Annotated in this window: 26 protein-coding genes; 21 read left to right on the plus strand and 5 right to left on the minus strand. The window is 63.3% G+C overall.

Annotated features, from left to right (window positions below):
• Positions 1-153 precede the first annotated feature (153 nt).
• The 13 genes from VITFI_RS16370 (at position 154) to VITFI_RS16425 (ending at position 14,043) form a co-directional block, all read left to right on the plus strand.
• Positions 154-840, plus strand: a complete 687-nt coding sequence (locus VITFI_RS16370) for a TetR/AcrR family transcriptional regulator (RefSeq protein ID WP_198301797.1) — start codon at positions 154-156, stop codon at positions 838-840.
• Positions 837-1,214, plus strand: coding sequence for a hypothetical protein (locus VITFI_RS18290; protein WP_198301798.1), 378 nt, complete (start codon positions 837-839; stop codon positions 1,212-1,214). Before VITFI_RS16370 ends, VITFI_RS18290 begins: the two co-directional genes overlap by 4 nt.
• Before the next feature lie 13 nt (positions 1,215-1,227).
• Entirely contained in the window at positions 1,228-4,401 is a 3,174-nt protein-coding gene (locus tag VITFI_RS16375; protein WP_198301799.1) for a response regulator, read from the plus strand.
• Between the two features lie 262 nt (positions 4,402-4,663).
• Positions 4,664-5,860 carry a ParA family protein gene (locus VITFI_RS16380; protein WP_198301800.1) on the plus strand — a complete coding sequence of 399 codons (1,197 nt, stop codon included), beginning with the start codon at positions 4,664-4,666 and terminating at the stop codon, positions 5,858-5,860.
• Positions 5,861-5,865: 5 nt separating this feature from the next.
• Positions 5,866-6,933: a ParB/RepB/Spo0J family partition protein gene (locus tag VITFI_RS16385; protein ID WP_157725745.1), complete on the plus strand. Its 1,068-nt coding sequence runs from the start codon at positions 5,866-5,868 to the stop codon at positions 6,931-6,933.
• Positions 6,930-7,619, plus strand: a complete 690-nt coding sequence (locus VITFI_RS16390) for an MgtC/SapB family protein (RefSeq protein WP_157725746.1) — start codon at positions 6,930-6,932, stop codon at positions 7,617-7,619. Before VITFI_RS16385 ends, VITFI_RS16390 begins: the two co-directional genes overlap by 4 nt.
• Before the next feature lie 149 nt (positions 7,620-7,768).
• Positions 7,769-8,332 carry a TRAP transporter small permease gene (locus VITFI_RS16395; RefSeq protein WP_089418234.1) on the plus strand — a complete coding sequence of 188 codons (564 nt, stop codon included), beginning with the start codon at positions 7,769-7,771 and terminating at the stop codon, positions 8,330-8,332.
• Between the two features lie 27 nt (positions 8,333-8,359).
• Entirely contained in the window at positions 8,360-9,640 is a 1,281-nt protein-coding gene (locus VITFI_RS16400; protein ID WP_089418235.1) for a TRAP transporter large permease subunit, read from the plus strand.
• 70 nt (positions 9,641-9,710) lie between these two features.
• Positions 9,711-10,721 carry a TRAP transporter substrate-binding protein gene (locus VITFI_RS16405; RefSeq protein ID WP_089418236.1) on the plus strand — a complete coding sequence of 337 codons (1,011 nt, stop codon included), beginning with the start codon at positions 9,711-9,713 and terminating at the stop codon, positions 10,719-10,721.
• Positions 10,722-10,779: 58 nt separating this feature from the next.
• A complete protein-coding gene (locus VITFI_RS16410; protein WP_089418435.1) occupies positions 10,780-11,694 on the plus strand; it encodes a shikimate dehydrogenase in 915 nt (304 codons plus the stop codon).
• Positions 11,691-12,611: a 4-hydroxyphenylpyruvate dioxygenase gene (locus tag VITFI_RS16415; RefSeq protein ID WP_089418237.1), complete on the plus strand. Its 921-nt coding sequence runs from the start codon at positions 11,691-11,693 to the stop codon at positions 12,609-12,611. Before VITFI_RS16410 ends, VITFI_RS16415 begins: the two co-directional genes overlap by 4 nt.
• A 15-nt stretch (positions 12,612-12,626) precedes the next feature.
• Positions 12,627-13,538, plus strand: a complete 912-nt coding sequence (locus VITFI_RS16420) for a sugar phosphate isomerase/epimerase family protein (RefSeq protein WP_198301801.1) — start codon at positions 12,627-12,629, stop codon at positions 13,536-13,538.
• A 52-nt stretch (positions 13,539-13,590) separates the two neighbouring features.
• Positions 13,591-14,043, plus strand: a complete 453-nt coding sequence (locus VITFI_RS16425) for a DUF29 domain-containing protein (protein ID WP_089418238.1) — start codon at positions 13,591-13,593, stop codon at positions 14,041-14,043.
• A 9-nt stretch (positions 14,044-14,052) separates the two neighbouring features.
• Here the strand turns inward: VITFI_RS16425 and VITFI_RS16430 are convergent, their stop codons facing one another.
• A complete protein-coding gene (locus tag VITFI_RS16430) occupies positions 14,053-15,138 on the minus strand; it encodes an NAD(P)H-dependent flavin oxidoreductase (protein ID WP_089418239.1) in 1,086 nt (361 codons plus the stop codon).
• A gap of 98 nt (positions 15,139-15,236) precedes the next feature.
• Between VITFI_RS16430 and aroQ the strand changes: the two genes are divergently transcribed.
• From aroQ to VITFI_RS16445, 3 genes are read left to right on the plus strand one after another with little or no spacing between them, the layout of a single operon-like run.
• Positions 15,237-15,680, plus strand: coding sequence for a type II 3-dehydroquinate dehydratase (aroQ, locus tag VITFI_RS16435; protein WP_089418240.1), 444 nt, complete (start codon positions 15,237-15,239; stop codon positions 15,678-15,680).
• A gap of 16 nt (positions 15,681-15,696) precedes the next feature.
• Positions 15,697-16,569, plus strand: a complete 873-nt coding sequence (locus VITFI_RS16440; RefSeq protein ID WP_089418241.1) for a hypothetical protein — start codon at positions 15,697-15,699, stop codon at positions 16,567-16,569.
• Positions 16,570-16,610: 41 nt separating this feature from the next.
• Positions 16,611-17,150 (plus strand): CAP domain-containing protein, encoded by a 540-nt coding sequence (locus VITFI_RS16445; protein WP_157725747.1) that lies wholly within the window; start codon positions 16,611-16,613, stop codon positions 17,148-17,150.
• A 9-nt stretch (positions 17,151-17,159) separates the two neighbouring features.
• On the opposite strand, the gene hpaD is transcribed toward VITFI_RS16445, so the two are convergent.
• Genes hpaD through VITFI_RS16465 form a run of 4 tightly spaced genes read right to left on the minus strand, consistent with a single transcriptional unit; the run spans position 17,160 to position 21,048 of the window.
• A complete protein-coding gene (hpaD, locus tag VITFI_RS16450; RefSeq protein WP_089418243.1) occupies positions 17,160-18,086 on the minus strand; it encodes a 3,4-dihydroxyphenylacetate 2,3-dioxygenase in 927 nt (308 codons plus the stop codon).
• Positions 18,087-18,101: 15 nt separating this feature from the next.
• Positions 18,102-19,562 carry a 5-carboxymethyl-2-hydroxymuconate semialdehyde dehydrogenase gene (gene hpaE, locus VITFI_RS16455; protein ID WP_089418244.1) on the minus strand — a complete coding sequence of 487 codons (1,461 nt, stop codon included), beginning with the start codon at positions 19,560-19,562 and terminating at the stop codon, positions 18,102-18,104.
• Complete coding sequence (locus VITFI_RS16460) at positions 19,559-20,356, minus strand: fumarylacetoacetate hydrolase family protein (RefSeq protein WP_089418245.1); 798 nt, start codon at positions 20,354-20,356, stop codon at positions 19,559-19,561. The genes hpaE and VITFI_RS16460 overlap by 4 nt, the downstream gene beginning before the upstream one ends.
• A complete protein-coding gene (locus tag VITFI_RS16465; RefSeq protein WP_089418246.1) occupies positions 20,353-21,048 on the minus strand; it encodes a fumarylacetoacetate hydrolase family protein in 696 nt (231 codons plus the stop codon). The genes VITFI_RS16460 and VITFI_RS16465 overlap by 4 nt, the downstream gene beginning before the upstream one ends.
• Before the next feature lie 145 nt (positions 21,049-21,193).
• Here VITFI_RS16465 and VITFI_RS16470 point away from each other — a divergent pair, with 145 nt between their 5' ends.
• From VITFI_RS16470 to VITFI_RS16490, 5 genes are all read left to right on the plus strand, one after another.
• Entirely contained in the window at positions 21,194-21,994 is an 801-nt protein-coding gene (locus VITFI_RS16470; RefSeq protein WP_157725748.1) for a hypothetical protein, read from the plus strand.
• Positions 21,995-22,004: 10 nt separating this feature from the next.
• Positions 22,005-22,400 carry a lysozyme inhibitor LprI family protein gene (locus tag VITFI_RS16475; RefSeq protein WP_232476744.1) on the plus strand — a complete coding sequence of 132 codons (396 nt, stop codon included), beginning with the start codon at positions 22,005-22,007 and terminating at the stop codon, positions 22,398-22,400.
• A 107-nt stretch (positions 22,401-22,507) separates the two neighbouring features.
• Positions 22,508-23,209: a spherulation-specific family 4 protein gene (locus VITFI_RS16480; protein WP_157725750.1), complete on the plus strand. Its 702-nt coding sequence runs from the start codon at positions 22,508-22,510 to the stop codon at positions 23,207-23,209.
• A gap of 59 nt (positions 23,210-23,268) precedes the next feature.
• Complete coding sequence (gene hpaR / locus VITFI_RS16485) at positions 23,269-23,727, plus strand: homoprotocatechuate degradation operon regulator HpaR (protein ID WP_089418437.1); 459 nt, start codon at positions 23,269-23,271, stop codon at positions 23,725-23,727.
• A gap of 108 nt (positions 23,728-23,835) precedes the next feature.
• A complete protein-coding gene (locus VITFI_RS16490) occupies positions 23,836-25,554 on the plus strand; it encodes a fibronectin type III domain-containing protein (protein WP_089418250.1) in 1,719 nt (572 codons plus the stop codon).
• Positions 25,555-25,565: the final 11 nt, after the last annotated feature.

Below are 25,565 nucleotides of genomic sequence, written 5' to 3' on the forward strand. Positions count from 1 at the left end.
TCATGATGGCTGTCGGTGGTTGAATTGAGGCTGCTTAATTTGACGGTTGTTTTTTGCTGCAAGATTATTTCGATAATCTTGATATCAAGCGCTGCATGCGCTTGTACAAGCGCACTGCCCAGTCCGGTGCGAACGGCTTATGCTTGCACGGCCATGAACCAGACCGTACATCTTTCTGCCACCGGTGCCAAGCTCACCGCCGCCCGCACCAACGACCCCGAACGCACGATGGCCGACATCCTCGAAGTCGCCACCGCCGAATTTGCGGCCAAAGGCCTGGCCGGCGCTCGCATCGACGAGATCGCCGCGCTGACCCGCACCAGCAAACGCATGATCTACTACTACTTCGAGAGCAAAGAAAAACTCTACGTGCGCGTGCTCGAAGAGGCATATCGGCGCGTGCGGCGCATCGAGTCCGAGTTGCATCTGGCCGACTTGGCGCCCGAGCAAGCGTTGCGCACCCTCGTGGGTTTCACGGTCGATCACCACCACAACCACCGGGACTTCATCCGCCTGGTCATGACGGAAAACATCCACGACGGGCAGTTCCTGGCCCAGTCCCGCACCATCCAAGAGTTGAACGTGCCGGCCATTCATGCGGTCGAGGCGGTTTATCAGCGCGGGGTGGCACAAGGGGTGTTTCGGCCCGATGTGGATCCCGTGGATTTGCACATGTCCATCTCGGCATTGGCTTTTTTCAACGTCTCCAATCGGGCCACGTTTTCGCTCATTTTTAAGCGCGACTTGGACAGCCCCGAGTCCATGGCCGCACGGCGTGCCAGCATCATTGACATGGTGGTGCGTCACGTTCGTCAAGACCGTTCGGGAGCCCCCACATGACACCGTTGCGTTTTTTGCACTTCGACGTGTCGGGCGATCCCCACGAACGTGTGACGTTGGAAGCCATGGCCAGCGTGTCAGCCCACCAGTGGCCGGCGCTACAAGCCGAAGCGTGCCAGCTCTTGGCGTGGCTGCACCGGCAACATGCCGATCTGCAAGGCACCCAAGAAGACGGGGGCGCCTGGGACGTGCAGTTACGCGGCAGCACGGAACGTTCGCAAGACATGGGCTTCGAGTTTGTCCAAAGTGTGGCCCAGTTGGAAGCACGGCCAGAATCCGGCGAACGCGTGCGTCACACTCTGGACATTTGCCTGTCCGTGGCGCCATGGTTGGCCGAAGCTCTGGACGTTGAATTCGGCACGGGCGCCCTCTAGCCACGTTTTGACCATGCTCCATTTCAGTGCCTGGCCGCTCAAACTCAAACTGGCGTTGCTGACCGCCCTCACACTGGCCCTGGGCATGGGCGGATTGGCGGCAGGCGTCGTCCGCCAACTGCGCGATGACTACGGGCGCATGATTTTTGACCAGCAAAAAACGGCGGTCGATTTTGTCGCCCGCAGTTTGGATCACGAACTGCGCCTGCGTTTAGACGCACTGCTGGCCGTCGCCCCTGACATGGCTGTGCGACTCTCCCAGGGAGAGCCCGCCGTGCAAGCGGGTGTTGAACACTTGCGGGGGCTTCAGTCCTTGTTTCGGCGCGATGTGTATGTGCTTGATCGGCAAGGCAAGCGCGTGGCGGAAGTACCGATGCGTCATCACACGGGCACGTCCTACGCGGACACCTCTTACTTCGTGCAAGTCATGCGCAGCGGCGCGGCAGTGGTCGAGTCGCGCATCGGGCGTTTTGCTCATCAACCGGTGATCATCGTGGCCATGCCCTTGCGCAGCGCACAGGGGGAGTTGCTGGGTGTGCTGTGCGGCTCTGAACTCATTAGCCCGGGCAGCGTGTTTTATTTTGCGGACGAGGTGCGCAACGGGGCCCAGGGCGGTTTTCACGTCATTGATACGCAGCGCCGCATGTTCGTCACCAGCACCCGCGCCAGTTGGACGATGACGCCCCTGCCCGAACCTGGCCAAAATCCGCTGCTGGATCGCCGTCTGGCCGGGTACACCGGCCCCGGCACAACGCACAGCCGCGCCGGAGAAGAAATGCTGGGCGTCGCAGCCGCACTGGAGCACGCCCCCTGGCTGGTGACCAGTTACCTGCCCGTGGACGAAGCATTCGGCCCGCTGAACGTGTTGCGTTGGCGCATCTATGCCGGAGCAGCGGGATTGGCGGTGCTGGTGGGCCTGGGGTGCTGGCTGGTGTTGCGCCGTGAGCTGGCGCCGCTGGAGCAAGCCGCTCGCCATTTGGGTCGGTTGCAGGATTTGGACAACCTGCCGCCGCCCCTGCACAGCACGGGCAGCCCCGAAATTCGGGTGTTGCTGGACAACTTCAACCAATTGCTGGGGCACACCCAGGCCCAGGCCGAAACCATTCGCCAAGAACGCAAACGTTTAGAAGACAAAGTGGCGTTGCGCACACGCGAGTTGTTGGCGGCCAACACCGGGCTGCGCACCAAAGCCCACGAGGTTGAAGACCTTTACAACCATGCGCCCTGTGGCTACCACTCGCTCGATCCGGAGGGCCGCATCGTCACGGTCAACGACACCGAATTGGCGATGTTGGGTTACGAGCGCGACGAACTGATTGGCCGACCTTTGGTCGATTTGATGACACCGCCCAGTCAAGCGCTGTTCCACAGTCGATTCGAGACGTTCATGCGTACCGGCAGGGTGCGCGATCTGGAATACGACTTTGTGCGCAAAGATGGCACCCTGTTGCCGGTGCTCATCAGCGCGGACATGGTGCGCGACAGTGCCGGGCGTTTCGTCACCAACCGCGCCACGCTGGTGGACAACAGCGAGCGCAAGGCCCGCGAGCGCCACATCGCCGCCATGCAAGACGAGCTGGCCCGCCGCGCCGAGGTGGCCGAAGCAGCAACCCGGGCCAAAAGTGAGTTTCTGGCCAACATGAGCCACGAGATTCGCACGCCCATGAATGCCATCGTCGGGCTGACCACCTTGCTGCAACGGGAGGTTGCAACGCCCACCGTGCAGCAGCGCTTGGGCAAGATCGCCGATGCCACCCACCACCTGCTCGGGTTGATCAATGACATCCTCGATCTCTCCAAAATTGAAGCTGGTCGGCTGGAGTTGAGTGAGGTGGATTTCTCCTTGTCGGCTTTGCTGGAGCGCAGTTTGGCGTTCGTGGCCGAACGGGCTCAGGCCAAAGGGTTGGTGTTGCGGCAAGACCTTCCCTCAAAGCCAAGCTGGCCCGACGCGCTGCGGGGGGATGCGATGCGGGTGTCGCAAGCCCTGCTGAACTTGTTGGGCAACGCCGTCAAGTTCACCTCGACCGGTCAGGTGGTGTTGCGGGTGACGCTGGATGCTGGCGATCCGCCCGCGCCGGCGCCAGCCACCCGCTGGCGTTTGCGCTTCAGTGTGGAGGATAGTGGGCCGGGTTTGTCGGAGGCCACACAGCAGCGCCTGTTCGAGCCTTTCACCCAAGCGGACACCTCAACCACACGCCAATTCGGTGGAACGGGCTTGGGGTTGGCCATCACCCGGCGCCTGGCTGAATTGATGGGCGGTGACGTGGGCGTGACGAGCCAGTTGGGCCAGGGCAGCACGTTCTGGTTCAGTGCTTGGCTGGGGGCGGCCAGCGCACCGCCCCAGGTTCACCCCGAACCCATGGCACCGCCTTCGCCCGAAGCGTTGCGGCGTTTGCAGGGCGTGCGGGTGCTGTTGGTGGAGGACAACCCGATCAACCAAGAAGTCGCGTGCGAGCTGCTGCACCAGATGGGGGTGCGCGTGGATGTGGCCAGCCACGGGGCGGCGGCGGTGCATCATTGTCAGCAACAGCGCCCGAACTTGGTTCTCATGGACTTGCAGATGCCGGTGATGGATGGTTTAGAAGCCACCCGTCAACTGCGCCAATTGCCAGGTTTTGACACCGTGCCCATTGTGGCCATGACGGCCAACGCATTCGGCGAAGATCGCGCCGCGTGTTTGGCGGTGGGCATGAACGATCACATCGCTAAACCGGTCGATCCGGAAGTGTTGCAGACGGTGCTGGTGCGCTGGCTGAATCAACAGGAGAACGACATGGGAGCTGAAAGACCAACCCCCGACCTGCCCCAGCCGCTGCTGGCGCGGGTTGTGTTGGACATTGAGGCCGGCTTGCACAGCGTTGGCGGTCGCCGGCCCTTGTATGAGCGGTTGCTGGGCATGCTGCGGGATCGCTTGGAGCCGGATTGGACGGCCCTGCAAACCCACATCGCTCAAGCCAACGTAGGAGAAGCGCGGCGGGTGGCCCACAGCCTCAAAGGCGCTGCGTTGACCCTCGGGGCCCAACAGTTGGCCGACGCGGCCATGCAGCTCGAAGACGTGCTGCGCCACCTGAGCACGCTGGACGACACGGCACCCCAGTGGCAAACCCCCTTGGCGGGTTTGCGGGCCGCCATGACCCGGTTGCTGGAACACGAGCAGGTGCAGGCGTTGCAGAACAGTCAAGCCTAGTGTTGCGTCAAGCCTCAAATGTCGGTTCGGTGTGTTTGGCGACGCATTCCCCTCACCCCAACCCCTCTCCCCCGATGGGAGAGGGGCTTTGAGGGCATTTCCCCCTCTCCCTTTGGGGGAGAGGGCCGGGGTGAGGGGGCGGTCAGCGATGACATGACACTGGGATCGTCGTTCAATCGGAGGTTCGTCATCTGATCAGTTATTTTTCGATTTTTCAACCAATCGGCGGATAATCGAAGAATCACTGCTTCATGGAGTCTGCATGACTGAGCCCACAGCGCCGATCCGCCGCCAATCCTTGGCGGACATCGAGCTGCAATCTGCCCGCATCTCAGCGATGATGACCCACATCCGCGCCGCGATGTTGCCCCCAGCGGCGCGCAAACGTGCCCCCAGCGTCAGCGCGGCACAAATGGCGCAGATGTGCGGGGTCGAAAAAAGCAAAATCGCGTACCGTCTGACCCGGGGCGATTGGCGCGGCGAGCTGCCCGCCGGGCGCATGGTCGGCAACCGCCGCGAGTGGACGATGGACGAGGCGCGTGAGTGGGTGCGGGAATTTCGCGCCGACCACCTGCGCCCCGAAGGCGCCGCAGGCACCACGCTGACTGTCGCCAACTTCAAAGGGGGCGTGGCCAAAACCACCACCGTGGTGACGCTGGCCCAAGGTCTGGCCCAACGCGGCCACCGCGTGCTGTTGATCGACCTGGATCCCCAAGGCTCGGCCACCACGTTGTTCGGGGTGCTGCCGGATGCGGAAGTTGAACCCGCTCACACGGCTTTGCCGCTGTTCGCGGGGGAGCAGACCAGCCTCAGCCCGTCCATTCGCCCCAGTTATTGGCCGGGCATCGATTTGGTGTGCGCCGCCCCGCTGCTGTTCGGTGCAGAGTTCGCCTTGCCGGCTCGGCAGACGCAAGACCCAGGTTTTGAGTTTTGGCGCTGTTTGGATCGCGGGTTGGATGAAGCGCGGGGTGTTTACGACGTCATCTTGATCGACACGCCGCCGGCCTTGTCCTACGTCACCATCAATGCGCTGATGGCGGCTGACGGCCTGCTCATGCCGCTGCCACCCAGCGCGCTGGACTTTGCCAGCTCGGCCCAATTTTGGGATTTGTTTTCGGACTTGTGCGATCAGTTGTTGCGCAGCCGAGGCCAGGACAAATCGTTTGAGTTCATCGACGTGCTGCTGTCACGCGTCGAGCCGACCGACGCGGCCAGTTCGGTGGTGCGTCAGTGGGTGCTGGAGGGTTACACCGAAAAAGTGCTGCCGATCGAGATCCCCAAAACCGCTGTGGCGGCCACAGCCTCCGCCGAATTCGGCACGGTGTACGACCTGCCGCGTGGGGCCATGAACGCCCGCACCTTCTCCCGCGCCCGCGATGCTTACGACCGCTTGTGTGAGTTGGTCGAACAGCAAATCGAAGCCGTGTGGGCGGCACAAGTGCAACGACTGGGAGCGTGAACGCCATGTCCAACAAGCTCATTTCCAAAGCTGCCAAGCTGGACTTCAGCAAACTGCCGGGCATGACGCCGGTGGCTGCCGCTTCCGCCCTGTCAACCGACAGCCCAGCGTCCGCCGTGCTGCCTGTGCCCAAAACCGCGCCGGGGGCCCTCATGGCGTTTGCCAACGATGCGCGCTCCTCGCTGCTGAAGGAAAACGAATCACTGCGCGCCGAGTTGGCTCAATGGGAGGGTGTCAAGCCGACGCGCTGGCTCGATCCGACCTTGATCGCCCGCAGCCGCTACGCCAATCGCCACGAGCTGAATTTCAGCGGTGAGGCGTACGCCCAGCTCAAGGATGAAATCCGCCATGCCGGTGGCAACGTGCAGCCCATCAAGGTGCGCCCCCTGCCCGGCGCCACGGACACCGACTCGCCCCGTTACGAAGTGGTGTTCGGCCACCGCCGTTTGCAGGCGTGCCGTGAGTTGGGCCTGCCCGTGCTGGCGGTGGTGGATGCGCTGGACGATCAAGCCCTGTTCGTCGAAATGGATCGGGAGAACCGCAGCCGCAAGGATTTGTCCGCCTGGGAGCAAGGCCGGATGTACCAACGTGCATTGGACGATGGGCTGTTCCCGTCCAATCGCAAACTTGCCGAGGCGGTGGGCGTGGATGTGGGGAACCTGGGCAAGGCGCTGATGTTGGCACGCTTGCCACAAGAGGTGGTGGAGGCCTTCGCGTCGCCGCTGGATTTGCAGTTTCGCTGGGCCAAAGCCCTGAACGACGCTGCCGGTGCCGACACGCCCGGCCTGGTAGCCCGAGCGCGCGAACTGGCATCCCGCAAAGGCCAGTTGCCTGCCAAGGCTGTGTTCGAGCAGTTGGTACAACCCCCAGCGCCGACAGGGGGGTTGTACCGTACAACCCCCCCCGTGGCGCCGGTGAGTATCCAGCGCCAGGGGCGCCCGGTGGCCCAAGTTCGCATGAGTGAACAAGGGGCGGTGAGCGTGGCATTTGAGCCGGGTGCGCTGTCGGTGGAGCAGCTCAGTGCTTTGGCGCGGCACATCGAAGCGTTTTGGTCGGCAGGTTCTGCGCTGTGAATACCTCTTCGTTGAGTGTGTTTGTGGGCCACTTGCTGCTGGCCCTGACGCTGGGTTCGCTCATTGGGCTGGAGCGCCAGTGGCACCGCCGCTTGGTCGATCTCAAAACCAACTCGCTGGTGTGCCTGGGTGCGGCCCTGTTCATGCAGAGCAGCGCCACCGCCGGCGGGTTTGTGGAGCCGGTGCGCATGGCGGCGCAAATCGTTGTCGGGGTGGGGTTCATCGGGGGCGGTCTGCTGCTGCGCGAGGGGCACAAAACGGTGGGCATCAACACCGCCGCCACGCTGTGGTGCTGTGCGGCCATCGGAACCCTGTGCGGGTTGGGGCGCGTGGAAGAAGCCACATTGGCCACCGTGCTGCTGGTGGGCGCCAACACCGTGCTGCGAGAGATTGCCCGGCGCCTGCAAATGCGCATGGGTTTGAGCGACAGCCTCACCGAACAACTCACCTTCGAGCTGGAATGCCAGCAAGCGCAGACGGCCACGGTGCGCGCCGCCCTGGAAACGGCGTTGCGCCAAGGGGGAGGCGACTTGCGCAGCGTCAGCGAAACCCGCACGGCGCACGGCACCACGGTGATCAGCATCCAAGCCGCGTTCGAAAGCACCGACATCCAGCAAGACATCGATGCGCTGCTGGTCATCGCGGAGCGCTGGGACATTCTCAGCCTGTCTTGGCGCCGGTTGTGAAGCGGTGAGCGTGCGACGCTCGCACGCGCTGGCGCACGATTTACCACGCCCATGGTGTGATTGAAAGAACATCCGTGGGCGGGTTTTTCCCCATCAAAAAACTAACTGGTTCGTACATTATTCGGGCCTGACAGGATGCGGAGGTTCCAATGGTGAACAAATGGCTGGCCGGCTACTGCCGGGTGTTGGAGTGGCTGCTGGTGGGAATGTTGGCGCTGATGGTGCTGCTGGTGTTTGGCAATGTGGTGATGCGGTATGCCTTCAACTCCGGCATCACAGTCAGCGAGGAGGTGTCGCGCTGGTTGTTCGTGTGGATGACGTTTTTGGGCGCCATCGTGGCGCTGCGCGAGCACGGCCACTTGGGGACGGACATGCTGGTGAGTCGCCTGGGCCGGCAGGGCAAGCGCGTCTGCCTGGGCCTGGCGCAAGGGCTGATGCTGTGGATGACCTGGCTGATGCTGAGCGGCTCATGGCAGCAAATGCAGATCAATTGGGACGTGGAAGCACCGATCACCGGTGCTTCGACGGCGATTTTTTACGCTTCGGGGGTGGTGTTTGCCGTGTCCGCCGGGGTGATGTTGCTGCTGGAGCTGTGGCGCACGCTGACGGGCCAGCTCAGCGAGCAGGACTTGGTGATGGTGCAGGAGTCAGAAGACTTGGCCCAGGTCGATGAGCTGCACCTGAATCAGAGCCAAACCTTCAAAAAGCGCTGAGCACCACAGAACAAGCGGAGACACACCATGACGATTTTCATTTTTCTGGGCTCGCTGCTCGGGGCCATGGCCCTGGGGGTGCCCATTGCGTATGCGCTGCTGGTGTCCGGCGCGGCGCTGATGTGGCATCTGGACATGTTCGATGCGCAAATCCTGGCGCAAAACGTGATCAACGGGGCAGATTCGTTCCCCCTGCTGGCGGTGCCGTTTTTCATGCTCGCTGGCGAGATCATGAACGTGGGCGGTTTGAGCCGGCGCATCGTCAACCTGGCGTTGACGCTGGTGGGTCACAAGCGCGGCGGGCTGGGGTTTGTGGCGATTGTGGCGGCGTGCATGTTGGCGGCGCTGTCGGGCTCGGCGGTGGCGGACACGGCGGCGCTGGCCAGTCTGCTGCTGCCCATGATGGTGCGCGCTGGGCATGACAAAGCCCGTGCCGGCGGCCTGATCGCTTCGGCGGGGATCATCGCGCCCATCATCCCGCCCTCGATTGGGTTTGTGATTTTTGGGGTGGCGGCCAACGTGTCGATCAGCAAGCTGTTTCTGGCGGGCATCGTGCCGGGGTTGCTGATGGGGGTGTCCATTGCGGTGGCATGGTGGTGGGTGGCCAAGCAAGAAAACGTCACGCCCCCGCCGCCCGCCACATGGGCCGAACGCGTTCACGCGCTCAAAGAATCCACCTGGGCCTTGGTGTTGCCGGTGATTGTGATCGTCGGTTTGAAGATGGGCGTGTTCACCCCCACGGAAGCGGCGGTGGTCGCGGCGGTGTATGCGCTGCTGGTGTCCACCCTGATTTACCGTGAGCTGAACCTACGGCAACTGCACGAGGTGTTCGTGGCGGCGGCCAAAACCACGGCGGTGATCATGTTCTTGGTGGCAGCGGCGATGGTCAGCGCCTGGTTGATCACGGTGGCGGACATCCCGAGCAAGATGATTGCGCTGCTGGAGCCGTTCATGGGCAACCAGACGCTGTTGCTGATGGCCATCATGTTGCTGGTGATCGCGGTGGGCACGGCCATGGACATGACGCCCACGATTCTGATCATGACGCCGGTGTTGATGCCGGTGGTGAAGGCGGCGGGCATTGATCCGGTGTACTTCGGGGTGCTGTTCATCATGAACAACGCCATTGGCCTGATCACGCCGCCGGTGGGCACGGTGCTCAACGTGGTGGCCGGCGTGGGCCGCATGAAGATGGACGAGGTCACCCGGGGGGTGCTGCCGTTCATGACGGCGCAGTTCATCGTGATGTTCTTGCTGGTGCTGTTCCCCGCGCTGGTGACGGTGCCCGCCAAATGGTTTGCCAACTGAGGTGCCTGAAGGCATCCGCTCTGCCGTGCGTCGAAACGTGACGCGCTTCAACTTGACCAGGAGACATTCCATGATCCGTTTCACCCGTCGTGCGCTGTGTGCTGCGCTGGCTGCTGTGGCCACGCTGGGCGCTGCCAGCGGTTCCGCTTGGGCGCAAGAGCGCACCTTCAAACTGGCGCTGCAAAACCCCAAGGGCCACCCGTTGGAGATCGGGGCGAGCAAGTTCGCCGAACTGGTGGCGAAAAAAAGCGGAGGCCGCTTCAAGGTCAACGTCTTCCCCGGTGGCACGCTGGGTGGGGACGCGCCCAACGTCTCCGCGCTGCAAGGCGGCACCATCGATTTTGTGCAACTGAATTCGGGCATCTTGGCGTCGCAGGTCAAGGCGTTTGAGGTGTACGACCTGCCGTTTTTGTTCGCCAACGCTGCCGAGGCCGACGCCGTGGTCGATGGCCCCTTCGGCCAAAAACTCCACGGGATGCTGGCTGAGAAGGGCATCGTCGGGCTGGCGTATGTGGAGCTGGGTTTTCGCAACCTCACCAACAGCAAGAAGCCGATCAAAACGGTGGAAGACATCGCGGGCTTGAAGCTGCGGGTCATCCCCAACGCCATCAACATCGATTGGGTGAAAGCCCTGGGCGCCAACCCGACGCCGCTGGCCTTCCCTGAGCTGTACGCCGCGCTGGAGCAAAAAGCCATCGATGGGCAGGAAAACCCGCTCTCGGTGATCTTGGCCAACAAGTTTTTTGAAGTGCAAAAACACCTGGCGGTGACGAACCACCAATACAACCCGCAGTCGCTCATCATGAGCAAAAAGGTGTGGGACGCGCTGGCCCCCGCCGATCAAAAGCTGATCCAGGATGCAGCGCGGGAGGCGTCGGTGTTCCAACGCAAGGTCAACCGCGACAAGTCGGCGGACGACCTGCAAGAACTCAAACAAGCCGGCATGCAAGTCACCGAACTCAGCGCCGCCGAGCAAGCCAAGCTGCGCGACAAGCTCAAGCCCGTGATCGACAAACACGGCGCCGCCCTGGGCCCGGTGCTGGGTGAGCTGCAAGCCGAACTGGCCAAGCTGCGCAAGTAAACCCCCGACAGGTGGCGCCCCGGCCGGGCGCTGCCCTTGTTTTTCAGAAGGAATGTTCATGAACGCCACGGTCTTGGACCCGGCGCTGGCCGATCTCACGCCTGCGCGACCCGATACGCTGTTGCTGGGCCTCATTGGTGCGGGGATTCAGCGCTCGCTCACCCCCTCGATGCAGATGGAAGAAGCGCGCCACCACGGTCTGCGTGCGCACTACCAACTCATCGATTTGGATCGGTTCGGTGGCAGCACGGCCGATTTGGCGCCGTTGCTGTGGTCGGCGCGGGCCATGGGGTTTGCGGGGTTGAACATCACCTACCCGTGCAAACAGGCGGTGATTCCACACTTGGATGCGCTGTCCGACGAAGCGCGGGCCATGGGCGCGGTCAACACCGTGGTGATTCGGGAGGGGCAGCTCATCGGCCACAACACCGATGGCTCGGGCTGGGCGCGTGGGTTCACACGGGCGCTGCCCCAAGCGGATTTGAGCGCGGTGGCATTGCTGGGTGCTGGCGGTGCCGGGGCGGCGATTGCCCACGCGGCGTTGCGCTTGGGGGTCGAGCGTTTGCGCATCGTCGATGCGGATGCCGGTCGCGCCCAAGCCTTGGCGGATGAACTGAACCGCCTTTACGCCGGAGCGCGGGCCAGCGCGTCGCCGGATGCCGCGCACGCTTTGGCCGGGGCCAGCGGCCTGATTCACGCCACCCCGACGGGCATGGCCAAACTGCCCGGCCTGCCGCTGCCAGCCGAGTGGCTGCACGGTGGGTTGTGGGTGTCGGAAGTGGTGTATTTCCCGCTGGAAACCGAGTTGTTGCGCACCGCCCGCGCCCTGGGCTGCCCGATTTCCGATGGTGGCGGCATGGCCGTGGGTCAGGCGGTGGGTGCGTTTGAGCTGTTCACGGGCCGCACGCCCGACGCGGCGCGTATGGAGCGCCATTTCCATCAACTCATCGCCCAACGCGAGGCCGACGCATGAACTCCTCCGCCGCTTTTTTCCCCCACCGCGAAACTTTGGGCGAGCTGCCCAACCCGCTGGGCCTCCAAGGCATCGAGTTCATCGAATACGCCACGCGCCGCCCGCAGGCGCTGGGCCAACAACTGGAACGCTTGGGTTTTGCCCCGGTGGCGCGGCATCGTTCGCGTGAGGTGCTGTTGTACCGCCAAGGTGGGATGAACGTCATCGTCAATGCGCATCCGGATGTGGCCGATGGCGGTTTGCACGGTGCGCCGGTGTCCATGCCTGACGATCAACCGGTGATCGCAGCGGTGGCGTTCCGGGTGCGCGATGCGGCGGCGGCGATGGCACGTGTCACCGAACGCGGTGCCTGGCCGGTGCCGACGCGGGTGGCGGTGATGGAGCTGAACATCCCGGCGATTCATGGCGTCGGCGGCAGCCGGATTTACTTTGTGGACCGCTGGCGCGAGTTCTCGATTTACGACGTGGATTTCGTGCCCATCCCCGGCGTCAACCCCCAGCCGCCGGCGCTGAGTGGGCTGCATTGGTTCGGGCTGGTGCAGTACATCGGTTTCGAGCGTTTGGCGGATTGGTCGGCGTTTTACGGCGAGCTGTTCGGATTTGCTGAACTGCCGCCCGAGCAAACTTTCGGGGTGTTGACGCAAGGCCGCATCCTGGCCAGCCCGTGCGGCACCTTGTATTGGCAGTTGATCGAGCCGTCGCCGGATGCGCTGGATGCCGATCCGCAAGAGCTGCTCAACCGCGTGGCCTTTGGCTGCCCGGACGTGCGCGTCAGCGTGGCGGCGCTGCGCGAACGCGGCATGGAATTTGTGGAGGCGCCCCACGGCGTCCACACCGATGACAAAGGGGCGTTGACACGCGCCGAGTTGGGCCAGATGAGTTTTGAGCTGGTGCGCCACGTCGCTCCGGCGGCTTGAGCGGAAGGGGCAGCGATGAACACAGCGTTGTTGCACGAGGCCGGCCACTTCGCCGATTTCGGCATGGACACGATCAGCCTGGCCGGTTCACTCGAAACCAAGCTGCACGCGATGCGTGCCGCCGGTTTTGGTCAGGTGATGCTGGCGGCACGGGACATCGTCGGTCACCCCGGTGGCATTGATGCGGCGGTGGCGGCGGTCAAAGCCAGTGGGTTGCGCGTGACGGGGTTTCAAGTGCTGCGGGATTTTGAGGGGCTGTCCGGACACCTGCACGGCTACAAAGTCGAGATCGCCAAGCAGATGATTGGGATGGCCCAGGCCGTGGGCGCCCAGGTGCTGCTGGCGTGCAGCTCAACCTCCCAGCACGCCAGCGGCGACAGCGAACATCTGGCGCGTGACCTGCGCAAGCTGGCGATGTTGGCGCTGCCACATGGCATCCGGGTGGCGTTTGAGGCGCTGTCCTGGGGGCGGCATTTGAACGAAGTGCATCAAGCTTGGGAGGTGGTGGAACAAGCCAACATGCCCAACCTGGGGGTGGGCATCGATTCGTATCACATCCTGGCGACGAACACCTCGCTCAAGGCGCTGGACTGGATCGACCCGGCCAAAATCTACCTGGTGCAACTGGCCGACTTCATGTGGCAGGAAACGCGCACGCCGCAAGAGCGCATCGAGACGGCGCGGCATTTCCGGGTGTTTCCGGGCGAAGGCGTCCACAGCCAAGCGATCACGGCGCTGGTGAGCAAACTCGATCAAATGGGCTACCGGGGCGACTACAGCTTCGAAGTGTTCAACGACGATTACACGCAACTGCCGCTGCCGTTTGTGGCGCAGCGGGCGCGGGCCTCAGCGGTGTGGCTGGCCGAAGGGGTGTTGCGCCGGGGCACGCCGTTGGCGGGGCAAATGCGTTTGCGCCAGCGCGCCTGAAACGGCAGGCCCGACAATCGCCCACGCAACCGAGGACGCAAGGAGACTCCCCATGCCAACACAAACGCAAACGCCGACGCCTTACGAAAAAGACGTGCTCGCTTGGGCCATGGAGCAAGCGGCGCTGTTGCGTTCGGGCCAGTTTTCCGCGCTGGACATCGAACACATCGCCGAGGAGATTGAGGACGTGGGCAAGAGTGAAAAGCGCGAGCTGGCCAGTCGCATGGCGGTGCTGATGGCGCACTTGTTGAAGTGGCAGCACCAGCCGGGGCGGCGGGGCAGCAGTTGGCTGCGCACCCTCAAAGAGCAACGCAAAGCCATTGCCGCCGCGTTGGAGGCCACCCCCAGTCTGCGCGGCTCCCTCACCGATGTGCATTGGCTGCGCGGCACATGGGCCGACGCCGTGGCCAAAGCGGTGGACGAGACCGGCCTCGACAGCTTTCCTGAAGACTGTCCTTGGACGATGGAACAGGTGCTGTCGGCAGCGTTTTTGCCTGATGCCTGACAGGCTGTGTCAGCCCTGGCCCGCAAGCCAGCGCGTCAGTTCCGCTGCGCTACGCCCCAGGCTGGGGCCGAGTGCCCCGCAACGGCTGCCAGCCCACAGCGGCGAAAAATCGCTGCGGCCTTGCGCCTCTGCCCAAGCGCGCAGCGGCACCAAGGCGGCGCTGGCCAGCGGGAACGCGGGGGCGTCGGCACACATCGGGCCGTGTTCGCGCATCAAGCGATTGAACAGCCCACGCGCCGGGCGGCCCGACAGCACGTTGGTCAACGCCGTTTGGGCGGCTGCGCTTTCCGGGCCGGCGTCGGCAGCGGCTTGCAGGGCGGCGCGGTGGAGCGGGCTGGTGTCGGCTTCGGGGCAATGCAAATAAGCAGTGCCGACTTGGGCGGCGCAAGCGCCAGCGGCCAGCACGGCGGCCACGTCCTGCGGCGAGCCGATGCCCCCGGCGGCGATCACCGGCACCGCAACCGCCGCGCAGATCGCCGGCAGCAGTTCTGCCAACGGGCGCTGCGGGCCCAGATCGCGCACCGGATCAGCCGTGAGAAAGTGCCCCCGGTGCCCGCCCGCTTCCAGCCCTTGGGCGATCACCGCATCGGCCCCGTGCTGCACCAGCCAGCGTGCTTCGTCCACCGTGGTGGCGCTGCTCCAAATCTGACAACCCAAAGCGCGCACCCGGGCCAGCAAAGCGGGCGCCGGCAAGCCGAAATGAAAACTCACCACCGCTGGGCGTTGGGCCATGGGCAGGCGTTCCAGCACTTCGACCATGGCCGCGCCCAACGGATGGCGTGTCGCCCCAGCGGGCACCTGGGCCCAGTCGATGCCAGCGGCGCGTGCTTCGGGGGTGAGGCGGGTGCGCCAGCGGGTTTCAACCGCCTCATCGAACACCGGTGGGGTGTGGCAGAAGAAATTCAGGTTGAAGGGCTTAGCGGGTGCGGCTTCGGCCTGGGCGCTCAGTTCGCGCACCAGTCCTTCGGGCGTCAGCATCCCTGCCGGAATCGAACCCAATCCCCCCGCCTGGCACACCGCTGCGGCCAAACGGTGCCCCTGTGCGCCGGCCATCGGGGCTTGCACCACGGGCCATGGCCATGTCTTGATCACCATCGAACTCCCCCAAATTGCCGCCTCCGGCCAGAAACGACGGCGTTACAGTCCCGACCCTGACCGGCCTCTTTTCACGATCTTTCACTTTTTCATTCTCCATGAGCATCCTGCTGCTGAACGGCCCGAACTTGAACCTGCTGGGCACACGCGAGCCCCACATCTACGGCGCCGATACCCTGGCCGATGTGGAGCGTCGTTTCACGGAAGAAGCTGTTGCGCTGGGCACCACAGCGGCGTGTTTCCAAAGCAACCACGAAGGCGCACTCATCGACCGCATTCACGCGGCGCGCCTGGATGGCACCCAGGCCATCGTCATCAACCCGGGCGGTTTGACCCACACCAGCGTGGCCCTGCGTGATGCGCTGGCCGGGGTGGCGTTGCCGGTGGTGGAAATTCACATCAGCAATGTTCACAAGCGCGAAGAATTCCGGCATCACAGTTTCATCTCGGGCATTGCGGAGGGGGTGATTGCCGGTTTGGGCGTGATGGGCTACAGCGCCGCGTTGCGTTTTGCCGTGGCCAAGTTCGCCAAAACCGCCTGAGCCGCAGGAGACACACATGAACGGGCCTGCGAATTCCATGCACCTGCCTCGGCGGCGTGTGCTGGCCATGTTGTGCGTGCTGGGCGGGGCGAGCGTGCAGACGGGCTGTGCGGTGGTGCCGATGGTGGGCACGATCGTGGTACAGCAGGTCACATCGCTGGTGGTGTCGCAGTTGGAAGCGGCGTTGTTGCGTTCGTTGCAGACGCTGGCCACGCCGGGCGCCATTGAGCGCGATACGCGACGCCACATCCCGCTGCCGCCGCGTGTGCGGTTGGTGATCGAGTTGTTGCGCACCGCTGGTCTGAGCCAGGTCGCGGACAGTGTGGACGACCTCGAACACCTCATCAACCAAACCGTGGAGCAGATGGCGGGGCAGTCTTATCCGCTCTACCAAGAGTTGATCCAAACCTATCCCTGGATGAGCGAGGTGGCTCAAGCGCTGAGCGGATTCGGGTTGCCGGTGGCGGAGGCGGCTTCCACGCCAGCGGTGGGTGGGCGCCCGTCGGCAGCGGCCTTGTCGTTGCCGGAGCTGTTGCAGTCGCCGGGTGAAGCCATGCGGCGTTTGGCGATGGACACGATCCGCGACCGCCTTCACACTTTGGCGCAAGATCAAGCCCGCGCCAACGGTTTAGAAGGTGTGTGGCAAGTGCTGGTGACGGCCCAAACCCCGCTGCAACTGGAACCGACACCCTTGCAGATGGACGAGCTGCCCAGCTTCTTGGCCGATCAGCTCACGCAGTTGACGTTGCGCGAGATGGATCAAGATCCCGTGTGGCGCGAGCAGATTCGTCCGCGCATTGAGCAGTTGATTCGCACCGGCCAAGCTGCGCCAACCGAGACGGAGCCTGCTGCGGCGCCGGCGTCGGGGGCGGCCAGTACGGTGGAGTGATGTTTTCTCAACCCGTGTGAAGGAGGATGGCAATGCGTTGGATGACTCTTCCCCAGACTTTGGCCGCTTTCGGCCTGCTGCTCGGTGGCGTGACAGTGGACGCCCAGACGGTGCCGGCAGAAACCGGTTCGTCGATCGGGCCAACGGCGGCACAAGCGGCGCTGGATCTGCACAACCGTGCGCGCCGCGATGTCGGCACGGCGCCGCTGGCGTGGTCGGCTGAATTGGCGGACTTTGCCCAAAAATGGGCCGACCACCTCGCCAAAGACCAAGGCTGCCGCATGGAACATCGCCCACGCAGCGGCCCATGGGGTTCCAAATACGGTGAAAACATCTTCTGGGGCAGCGCTGCCAGCTTCTCCCCCAAAGACGCCGCCAACTCCTGGTATGGCGAAATCAAAGACTTCAAACCCGGCATCCTCACCGGGGATAACTGGTACAAAACCGGCCACTACACCCAGATGGTGTGGAAAAACACCACCCATGTCGGCATGGGTCAGGCGGTGTGTCCGAATGGCGCGATCATCATCGTGGGCAACTACAACCCGCCCGGCAATTACATGGGCCAGTCGCCCTACTGACGCCCCACCTCACAGCCGCTGCGAAACAGGCGTGTAACCCTGCGCCCCGCTGGCCACCGCCGCCGGCACAGCGGAACCATCCTGCGGGGTCACGGGGAAGATGGCATTGATCTGCCCCGTGCCCGAAGCGCCAAAGTAGGGCGTGATGATCTCCACCGGCGCGTCGTAATTCGACCAGCCCAGGGCGCCCAGCAACATGGCGGTGTCGTGCATGAAACCTTCGCCGTGTCCCTTGCTGGCGTACTCGGGCAGCATCTCGCAAAAATCTTTCCACTGCGCTTTTTCCCACATCTCGATCACCCGGCGGTCGAGCTGCTCCAGAAACGGGCTCCAAATTTTGAAAGCGAATTCTGGCGCCAAGCCGTTTTGCGCAAAACGGTGGCTCAAACTGCCGCTGGCCAAAATCGCCACTTTGCCGTCGTAGTGCTGTTCAATGGCTTGGCGCAGCGCCCAGCCCAAGCGGGCGCTGTCGTTCAAGTAATGCACGGTACACAGCGCCGAAACTGAAATCACCTTGAAGTGTTGATCCGCGTTCATGTAACGCAGTGGCACCAGGGTGCCATATTCCGGGTCGAGCGTGGTGGCGTCGTGCGCCAAGGTTTCGACGCCATGCTCGCAGCACACCCGGGCCATGAGTCGGCCCAGCTCGGGGTTGCCCGGTGATTCAAACGCCAGGTTTTTGATGAAGTGCGGCAGCTCGTTGCTGGTGTACGTGCCTTTGAAATGCGGCGCGCAGTTCAGGTGGTAATTGGCGTTGACCAGCCAATGCGTGTCGAACACCACCAGCGTATCGACGCCCAATTCGCGGCAGCGGCGGCCGATTTCGGCGTGGCCGTCGATGGCGTCTTGGCGCGTGCCTTTGCGCGGGCCGTCCAGCTCGCTCAAATACATCGAGGGAACGTGGGTGATTTTGGCCGCGAGGGCGAGTTGTCCCATGGTGCTGTCTCCTGCTCAAACGCCCCAGTGCGGGATGTGGTGGCTGCCCAAACTCACGGCCACGTTTTTCGGTTCCAAGAACACTTCGTAGCTCCAGGTGCCACCCTCGCGGCCCGTGCCGCTGGCCTTGGTACCACCGAAGGGCTGGCGCAGATCGCGCACGTTTTGGCTGTTCACAAAACACATGCCGGCCTCAATGGCGGCGGCCACGCGGTGCGCTTTGCCGATGTTTTCCGTCCAGACGTAGCTGGACAGGCCGTATTGCGTGTCGTTGGCGATGACAATCGCTTCGGCTTCGTCCTCAAACGCAATCAAGCAGGCCACGGGGCCAAAAATCTCGTCTTGGGCGATGGTCATGCGGTTGTCCACGTCGGCAAACACCGTCGGGCGCACGAAGTTGCCGGCTTGTAGGTGGGTGGGCAGGTCGGGCGCACCGAGGCCGCCGGTCAGCAAGGTGGCGCCTTCTTTTTGGCCCAGTTCGATGTAGTGGCGCACCTTGGCCAAATGGCCTGGGCTGATCATCGGGCCGATGATGGTTTTTTCGTCCAGCGGATCGCCCACCTGGATGCGCGCCGCCCGCGCCGCGAACTTGGCGGCAAATTCCGCGTAAATGCTGCGCTGCACCAGGATGCGGCTGCCCGCCGTGCAACGCTCGCCGTTGTTGCTGAAGATCATGAACACGGCGGCGTCCAGGGCGCGATCCAAATCGGCATCGGCAAAGACCACAAACGGGCTTTTGCCGCCCAACTCCATGCTGAATTTCTTCAGCCCGGCGCTTTTCACAATCCGATTGCCGGTGACGGTGGAGCCGGTGAAGCTGATGGCACGCACGTCTGGGTGCGCCACCAGCGGCTCGCCGGTTTCGGTGCCGTAGCCATGCACGATGTTGAGCACGCCCGCCGGAATGCCCGCCTCCAGCGCCAACTCACCCAAGCGTGCCGCCGTGAGCGGGGACAGCTCGCTCATCTTCAACACCGCTGTGTTGCCAAACGCCAGGCAGGGGGCGACCTTCCAAGTGGCCGTCATGAAGGGCACGTTCCACGGGGAAATCAGCGCGCACACGCCCACCGGGTGAAACAGCGTGTAGTTGAGGTGCGTGGGCGTGGGGTAGGTGTGGCCGTCGGTGCGGACGCACATTTCGGCGAAGTAATGGAAATTGTCCGCCGCACGCGGCACCAGTTGTTTACCGGTTTGGCTGATGACTTGGCCGGTGTCCCGCGTCTCGGTGGTGGCAATCTCGGGCACATGCTGGCTGATGAGGTTCCCGAGTTTGCGCATGAGCGCGGCGCGCTCGGTGGCCGGACGCGCCGCCCACGCCGGAAACGCGGCCTTGGCCGCAGCCACGGCGGCGTTCACTTCAGCGGCACCGCCTCGGGCCACTTCGGCCAGCACCTCTTGGGTGGCGGGGTTGACGGTCTCGAAATACTGGGCGCTTTCAACCGCCTGGCCGTTGATCAGATGTTGGATGCGCGTCACGGGGTGTCTCCAAAAAGGGTGTTTTTCAGGGCGCCAAGGCCTTCGATTTCGGTGATGACCTCGTCGCCCGCACGGACGTTCACCACACCTTCGGGCGTGCCGGTGAGGATCACGTCGCCGGGCTGCAAGGTCATGAAGCCGCTGAGGTACTCGATCAGCTTGGCCACACTGTTCACCATGTGGGCGGTGTTGCCTTGTTGCTTGAGTTCGCCATTCACCCAGGTGCGCAAGGTGAGGGCCTGCGGGTCGGGCACTTCGTCGGCGGGGACGAACCAGGGGCCGAGTACGGTGCCGCCGTCGCGGTGCTTCACACGCAGGTTGGGGCGATACCAGTTTTCCAGATGGTCGCGCACCGCGTAGTCGTTGCAAACGGTGTAGCCGGCGACGTGGCGCAGGGCGTCCGCCGCCTTGACGTTGTGGGCCGGTTCGCCGATCACCACCGCCAACTCACACTCGTAATGCATGAAGCTGACCGCATCGGGCCGCCAAGTGAAGCCACGATGGCCGATGCACGCGCTGGCTGACTTCAAGAACACCAGCGGCTCTTCCTTGGCGCCGCTGGCGTTGAGGGTGAGTTCCTTGCGCAGCTCCTGCACATGGTCGGCGTAATTCAGCCCCAGCGCGATGACGGTGCCCACCTCGAAAGGCGGCAGCCACACCACAGCGTCTTCGGCCAGCACGCGGCCATGGCCGTTGCCGCCCAGCAAACGCAGCCCGTGCGGATGCGGTTCTGCGGTGTGAATCGCGCCACCCCAGGCGACGCGGGCGGTGCGGCGGGTGGTTTGTGCGCTCATGCGGCACCTCCTTCGAGCACCACGGGGTTGCTCAGCGTGCCCAAGCCTTCGATGCTCACGCTCAAGGTTTGGCCGGCGCGGGCACGCGGGGCGTTGGCGGCCACGCCCAGGGTGAGCACGTCGCCGGGGTACAGCGTCATGAATTCGGAAACATCGGCCAGCCACTGCGCCGCGTGGCGCACCCGCCCGGCGGTGGTGCTTTCTTGCGCCAAAGCGCCGTCGATGAACACGCGCACCGTCAGCGCATCCGGGTCAGCGATCTGATGCGCGGGCACGATGCGCTCGCCCAGCGGGCAAAACCCATCCCGCGCTTTGCGGCGCACGCCGGGGCGGTAGTGGCGCTGAGGGCCGTCGTCTGGCAACTCCAAATCGTTGACGAGGATGTAACCGGCCACATGCGCCAACGCCTCAGCCACCGTCACCCGACACGCCACCCGGCCCATCACCAACCCCAGCGTGGCGCCGCTTTGCACCCACGGATGCGCGGGCGGCACGGCCACGGCGGCGCCGTCTCGGCTCCAGGTGTTGCGCGGTTGCAGGGCCAACACGGGCGCACGCGGCGCTGCTTTGTAGGGTGGCTGGTGTACGGCATCACCCAGCTCGGCGAGTTGGGCTGGATCGTTCAGCAGCGCGGTGTACACGCTGCGGGGGCGCCAGCTCGGCGGCGGCCCGGGGGGAGAAAAAAGCGTCATCGCGGCGTTGGGGCTGAATCACTCACAGGTGAGCAATGTAGTTGCTCATATGTGAGTGAGTCAACCAAGGGTTCACCAGAAGAGCCCAGGCGCGTCAAACCCCCGACGTAAACTGCGAGTGTGGTTTCCTGTGAGGAGGTGATGGATGAAACGGTATCTTGCTGGTGGCGTGGTGGTGGTGAGTGCTGTGGCGGGCCTCGGGTGGTTGTATCGCGGATCGTCGGCGCCGCCTTCGCCATCGTCCTACCTGAGCGAACGCCCGGCGCCGGCGCCAAGCCAGCCCGCCACGCCTCAACCCGCAGCAGCATCGACATCGCCCGTTCCCACTACGCCCACCGTGCCGCCGTCGAGCAGCCCGTCGGCGTCCTCTGCGCCGCCTGCGGCCGTGGAACTCAAACCCAGTCCGCATGCGGTGCCGGCAGCGGTGATGCAGCAACTGCCGAAAAATCACCACGTGCTGGCGTTCACCTCGTCGGACTTCAACGGGGATGGCCTGCGGGATTTCGTCGTTGTGCTGGGCCGTGACGATGAGAAAAAAGGCCTCAATCCAGGGGCCACCGAGCCGGCGCCGAAGCGACCGCTGATGGTGTTTTTACAAGGGGCGAGTGAAGCGTTTGTGCTCAACGCCCGCAACGATCAGGCTGTGTACACCGCAGACCAAGGTGGGCAGTGCGATCCGTTTCTCGATGGTTCTGAAAAACTGGCGGCCAAAGGTGAGTTTTTCACGGTGCAAAACGGTGTGGCCTGTGGCCAGCATTGGACGGACTACATCACGTTCAAATATTCCCCAGAGCTGGGGAAATTTCTGTTCCACAAGAGAATTTTTGAGAGTTTGGAGCTGAATCGATCCGGCAGCGGCCCGGCTTTGGTGCCTGGCCAACGCACAGTGACCACAGCGCAGAAGGCACAGCCCGTTTTGCTGGAAAACTACGCACCGGCGCGATGAGGTGGTGACCATGCGCATCCTCTGTTCGATGATTGGGATGGCTTTGGCCATTTGGGGGGCTCCCGCCCACGCGGCTGGGGATCCCCACCTCAGCCCCAGTTACAACGTTTGCATGAAAAAAGCGGTCTCCACGCTGGATTTGATGTCCTGCATCCAGACCGAATACGATGTTCAGGATCGGCGCCTGAATGACAATTACAAAGCGTTGTTGAAAAATCTCGACGAAGACCGAAAAAGGCAACTTCAAGAAACGCAGCGGCTGTGGCTTAAATACGTCGAAGCCAACTGTGGTTTCTACAACAACCCCAACGGAGGCAGCGCTCACCGCGTCATGGCGGCGGATTGCACCGTGCAAGAGCGCGCCCGGCGGGCCACTGAATTAGCCGATCTGGCCAAAATGGAATGATGAGGGCGATAACCCCTCGAAGGAAAGGTTAAACCATGCGAAATTTCAAGGTGTTTTACCGTACCGCCGTGGGGTTGATTCTGGGGTTGGGATGGTCACTGTCCGCCATGGCCGAGCCTTTTTCCACCGTGACCGGGCAGAAAATCGCGGTTCCTTCGTATTTTTATCCTGGCGGCGGATGGAATCAGTTGCGGCAGGGGGCGCCCACGGTGGGTTTGGCCATCATCAATCCCAACAGCGGCCCAGGCACCCAGCAGGATGCGAATTACGTTCACGAAGTCGATGCATCCAAAGCCAGCGGCGTGCGTGTGCTCGGATACGTGGCGACGGGGTACGGAACCCGCAGCCAAGCGGCCATTAAAGCCGATATTGCAAAATACCTGCGATGGTATGCGGTTGATGGCATTTTTCTTGACGAAGCACCTTACTCGTGTTTACGCAAGCCATATTATCAATCGCTGTACCAGCACATCAAAGCCGCACAACCTGACGCCACCGTGGTCATCAACCCTGGCGACGTGACGGGCGAATGTTTCATGCAGACCGCCGACATCATCGTCAATTTTGAAGGCAGCCACGCCGCCTACCAAAAATGGCAACCCGCTGGCTGGGAAACACGGTATACCGCTGATCGGTTCTGGCATCTGGTTTACAACACGTCGCTGGTGAATTTGAGTGCCACCGTTGGTTTGTCGAAACAGCGCCATGCGGGTTGGATTTACGTGACGCCAGATCGAATGAACAACCCCTGGGATACCCTGCCGAGCAGAGCCTATTGGCGACAAGAAGTGGAGCAGGTCAGCCAGTGAGTGCGCGCTCGGATTGAGCGTGTCAGCCGGGCTCATGGCAGGTTGACTAAGATGTGAGCATGTCCACCCTGCCCCATCGCAATCTGCCGTTGCTGCTGCTGCAAGCACGCGAGGCCGTGATCTCGCGCTTTCGTCCCCTGCTTCACGAACAGGGATTGACCGAGCAGCAATGGCGCATCATCCGCACCTTGTTGGAGCGTGGCCCACTGGAGCCACGCGAGCTGGTGCAAATTTGCCACATCTCCAGCCCCAGTCTCACCGGCATCTTGGCCCGCATGACCGACACTGGCTGGATCGCCCGCGAACGCATGGCACATGATCAGCGTCGTGTCTTGGTTTCCTTGACGCCGCAAAGCCATCAGGCCGCCGAGGCGTTGGCGCCTCGCATTGAAGCGCTGTATCGCCACATGGAGGGCCACATGAGCCCAGAGTTCATGCAGCAGTTTTATGCCACGCTCGATGCGCTGATCGATCGCATGGCCGATTTGCCCGGCCCTATAGCACAAGCCGACGAATGATGGGCACTTGTGTCGTGGGGCTCCCTAGTTTGTAAGCAAACTTTGCATGAAAGCTGCTAGGGTGCGCGCTGGTGCATTTGTGCGCCGCAACATTTCAGGAGCGAATTCATGCAATTCACGTGGTCAACCACGCTGGCTGGGCTGGCCGGGTTGGTGATCGGAAGCTCGGCACTGGCCGCAGACCTGTCCGACCTGCCCGAACTCAACATCGACTTGAAGGAAACCACGGTTTCCGGCATCTCATCCGGCGCGTACATGACGGTGCAGATGGGCGTGGTCAAGTCTTCGTTCATCAAGGGCATTGCTCCGACGGCGGGGGGGCCTTTCCTCTGCACCTCGTCGCTGGGTGGCGCCAGTGCGGGTTCGGCTGCTGCGGTGCGCCGCTGCATGCAAGGTGACCCGTCGATGCAGCCCGTGTCCGGCGACAAGCTGGTGGTGGACGGCAAGGTCACCAGCCTGTTCACCTACACCATCGCTCCCAACGCAGCGACGTTTGCCAAAGCCGGCAAGATCGATCCGTTGGAAAACATCAACCGTCAAGCCGTGTGGGTGTTCCACGGCTACAACGATGCGATCGTGCGCCTGCCGGTGTCGCAAGCCCTGGTGAGCTGGTACACGGGTTTGAACCCGAACGGTTCGGCCATCTCGGGTTACAAGGGTTATGCCCCGGTCAGCCAGGTGTTCCACAAGGACAACCTGCCCGCCGCCCACGCTCAGATCACCAACACCTGCTCGGGTGAGGATCAAAGCTGCCAAGTGTGTTCGACCACCGGTGGCAAGTTCCTCAACACCTGCCAGAACCGTCCAGCGGCTGCCGGCGGCAGTGCATACGACGCTGCTGGCTCGGCCTTGCAGATGTTCTACGGCAAACTGACCCGCACCGAAACCGCCCAACTCAGCGCCGGCAAGCCCAAGTCTTTCAGCCAAGTGCCTTACTTGAAGCTGCTGGATGGCAGCACCGCGCCCAAGTCTTCGGCGGAAATCGCCATGGGTTCGGAAGGTTATCTGTACGTGCCCAAGGCTTGCGCCGCTGGTGAACCTTGCCGCCTGCACATCGCCTTCCACGGTTGCATGCAAAGTGCCGCCGACGTGGGTCGCTCCTTCGTGGACGGCGCTGGCGTGAGCGAATGGGCCGATGCCAACCGCATCGTGGTGCTCTATCCGCAAGCCATGCCGACCAACAAAGACGCGGGCACCGCCCTGTCGGCGGCTGTGAGCGACTCGGGCAACCCGATGGCCGCTGCGACCAGCATGATGCAATCCCTGTCGTCGGTGGACATGAGCCTGCCCTTCAACCCCATGGGTTGCTGGGACTGGTGGGGCTACAACGACGACGTGCCCAGCCGCGTGCTGAGCGGCAAGTGGCCATCGGGTTCGTATGCCACGTCCAAGGGGGTGCAGATCGCTGCCGTGTGGCGCATGGTGGAAAAGCTGGCCGCCAAGGGCACACCGGGCAGCCTGGCCGCTGCCGGTACCGCCACCGTGCCGACCCTGATGGCGTTGGACCAAACCGCAACCCAATCTTTGCTGCGCTGGGATGGCGTGGCCAATGCGGCCACCTACAAGGTTTACCGCAGCAGCGGCAGCGGTGCAGCGCAACTGGCGGGTGAAACCAAGCAACTGTTCTTCGCCGACAGCAAGCTCAGCCCGCAAACCACCTACACCTACACGGTCAAGGCCGTGGTGGGTGGCAAGGAAGGGAACGCCTCGAACGCCGTGGCCGTGAGCACCTCGGAAGCCTCGCCGGCGTGTGACCCGTACTTCTCGCTGGCAGGTAACAAGCTGGTGGACAAGAACGGCAACCCGACCACCGCTGTGTGCCCGTGAGGTGCCCGTGA

It is taken from the genome of Vitreoscilla filiformis, assembly GCF_002222655.1.
In the GTDB taxonomy this organism is placed as follows: domain Bacteria; phylum Pseudomonadota; class Gammaproteobacteria; order Burkholderiales; family Burkholderiaceae_C; genus Ideonella; species Ideonella filiformis.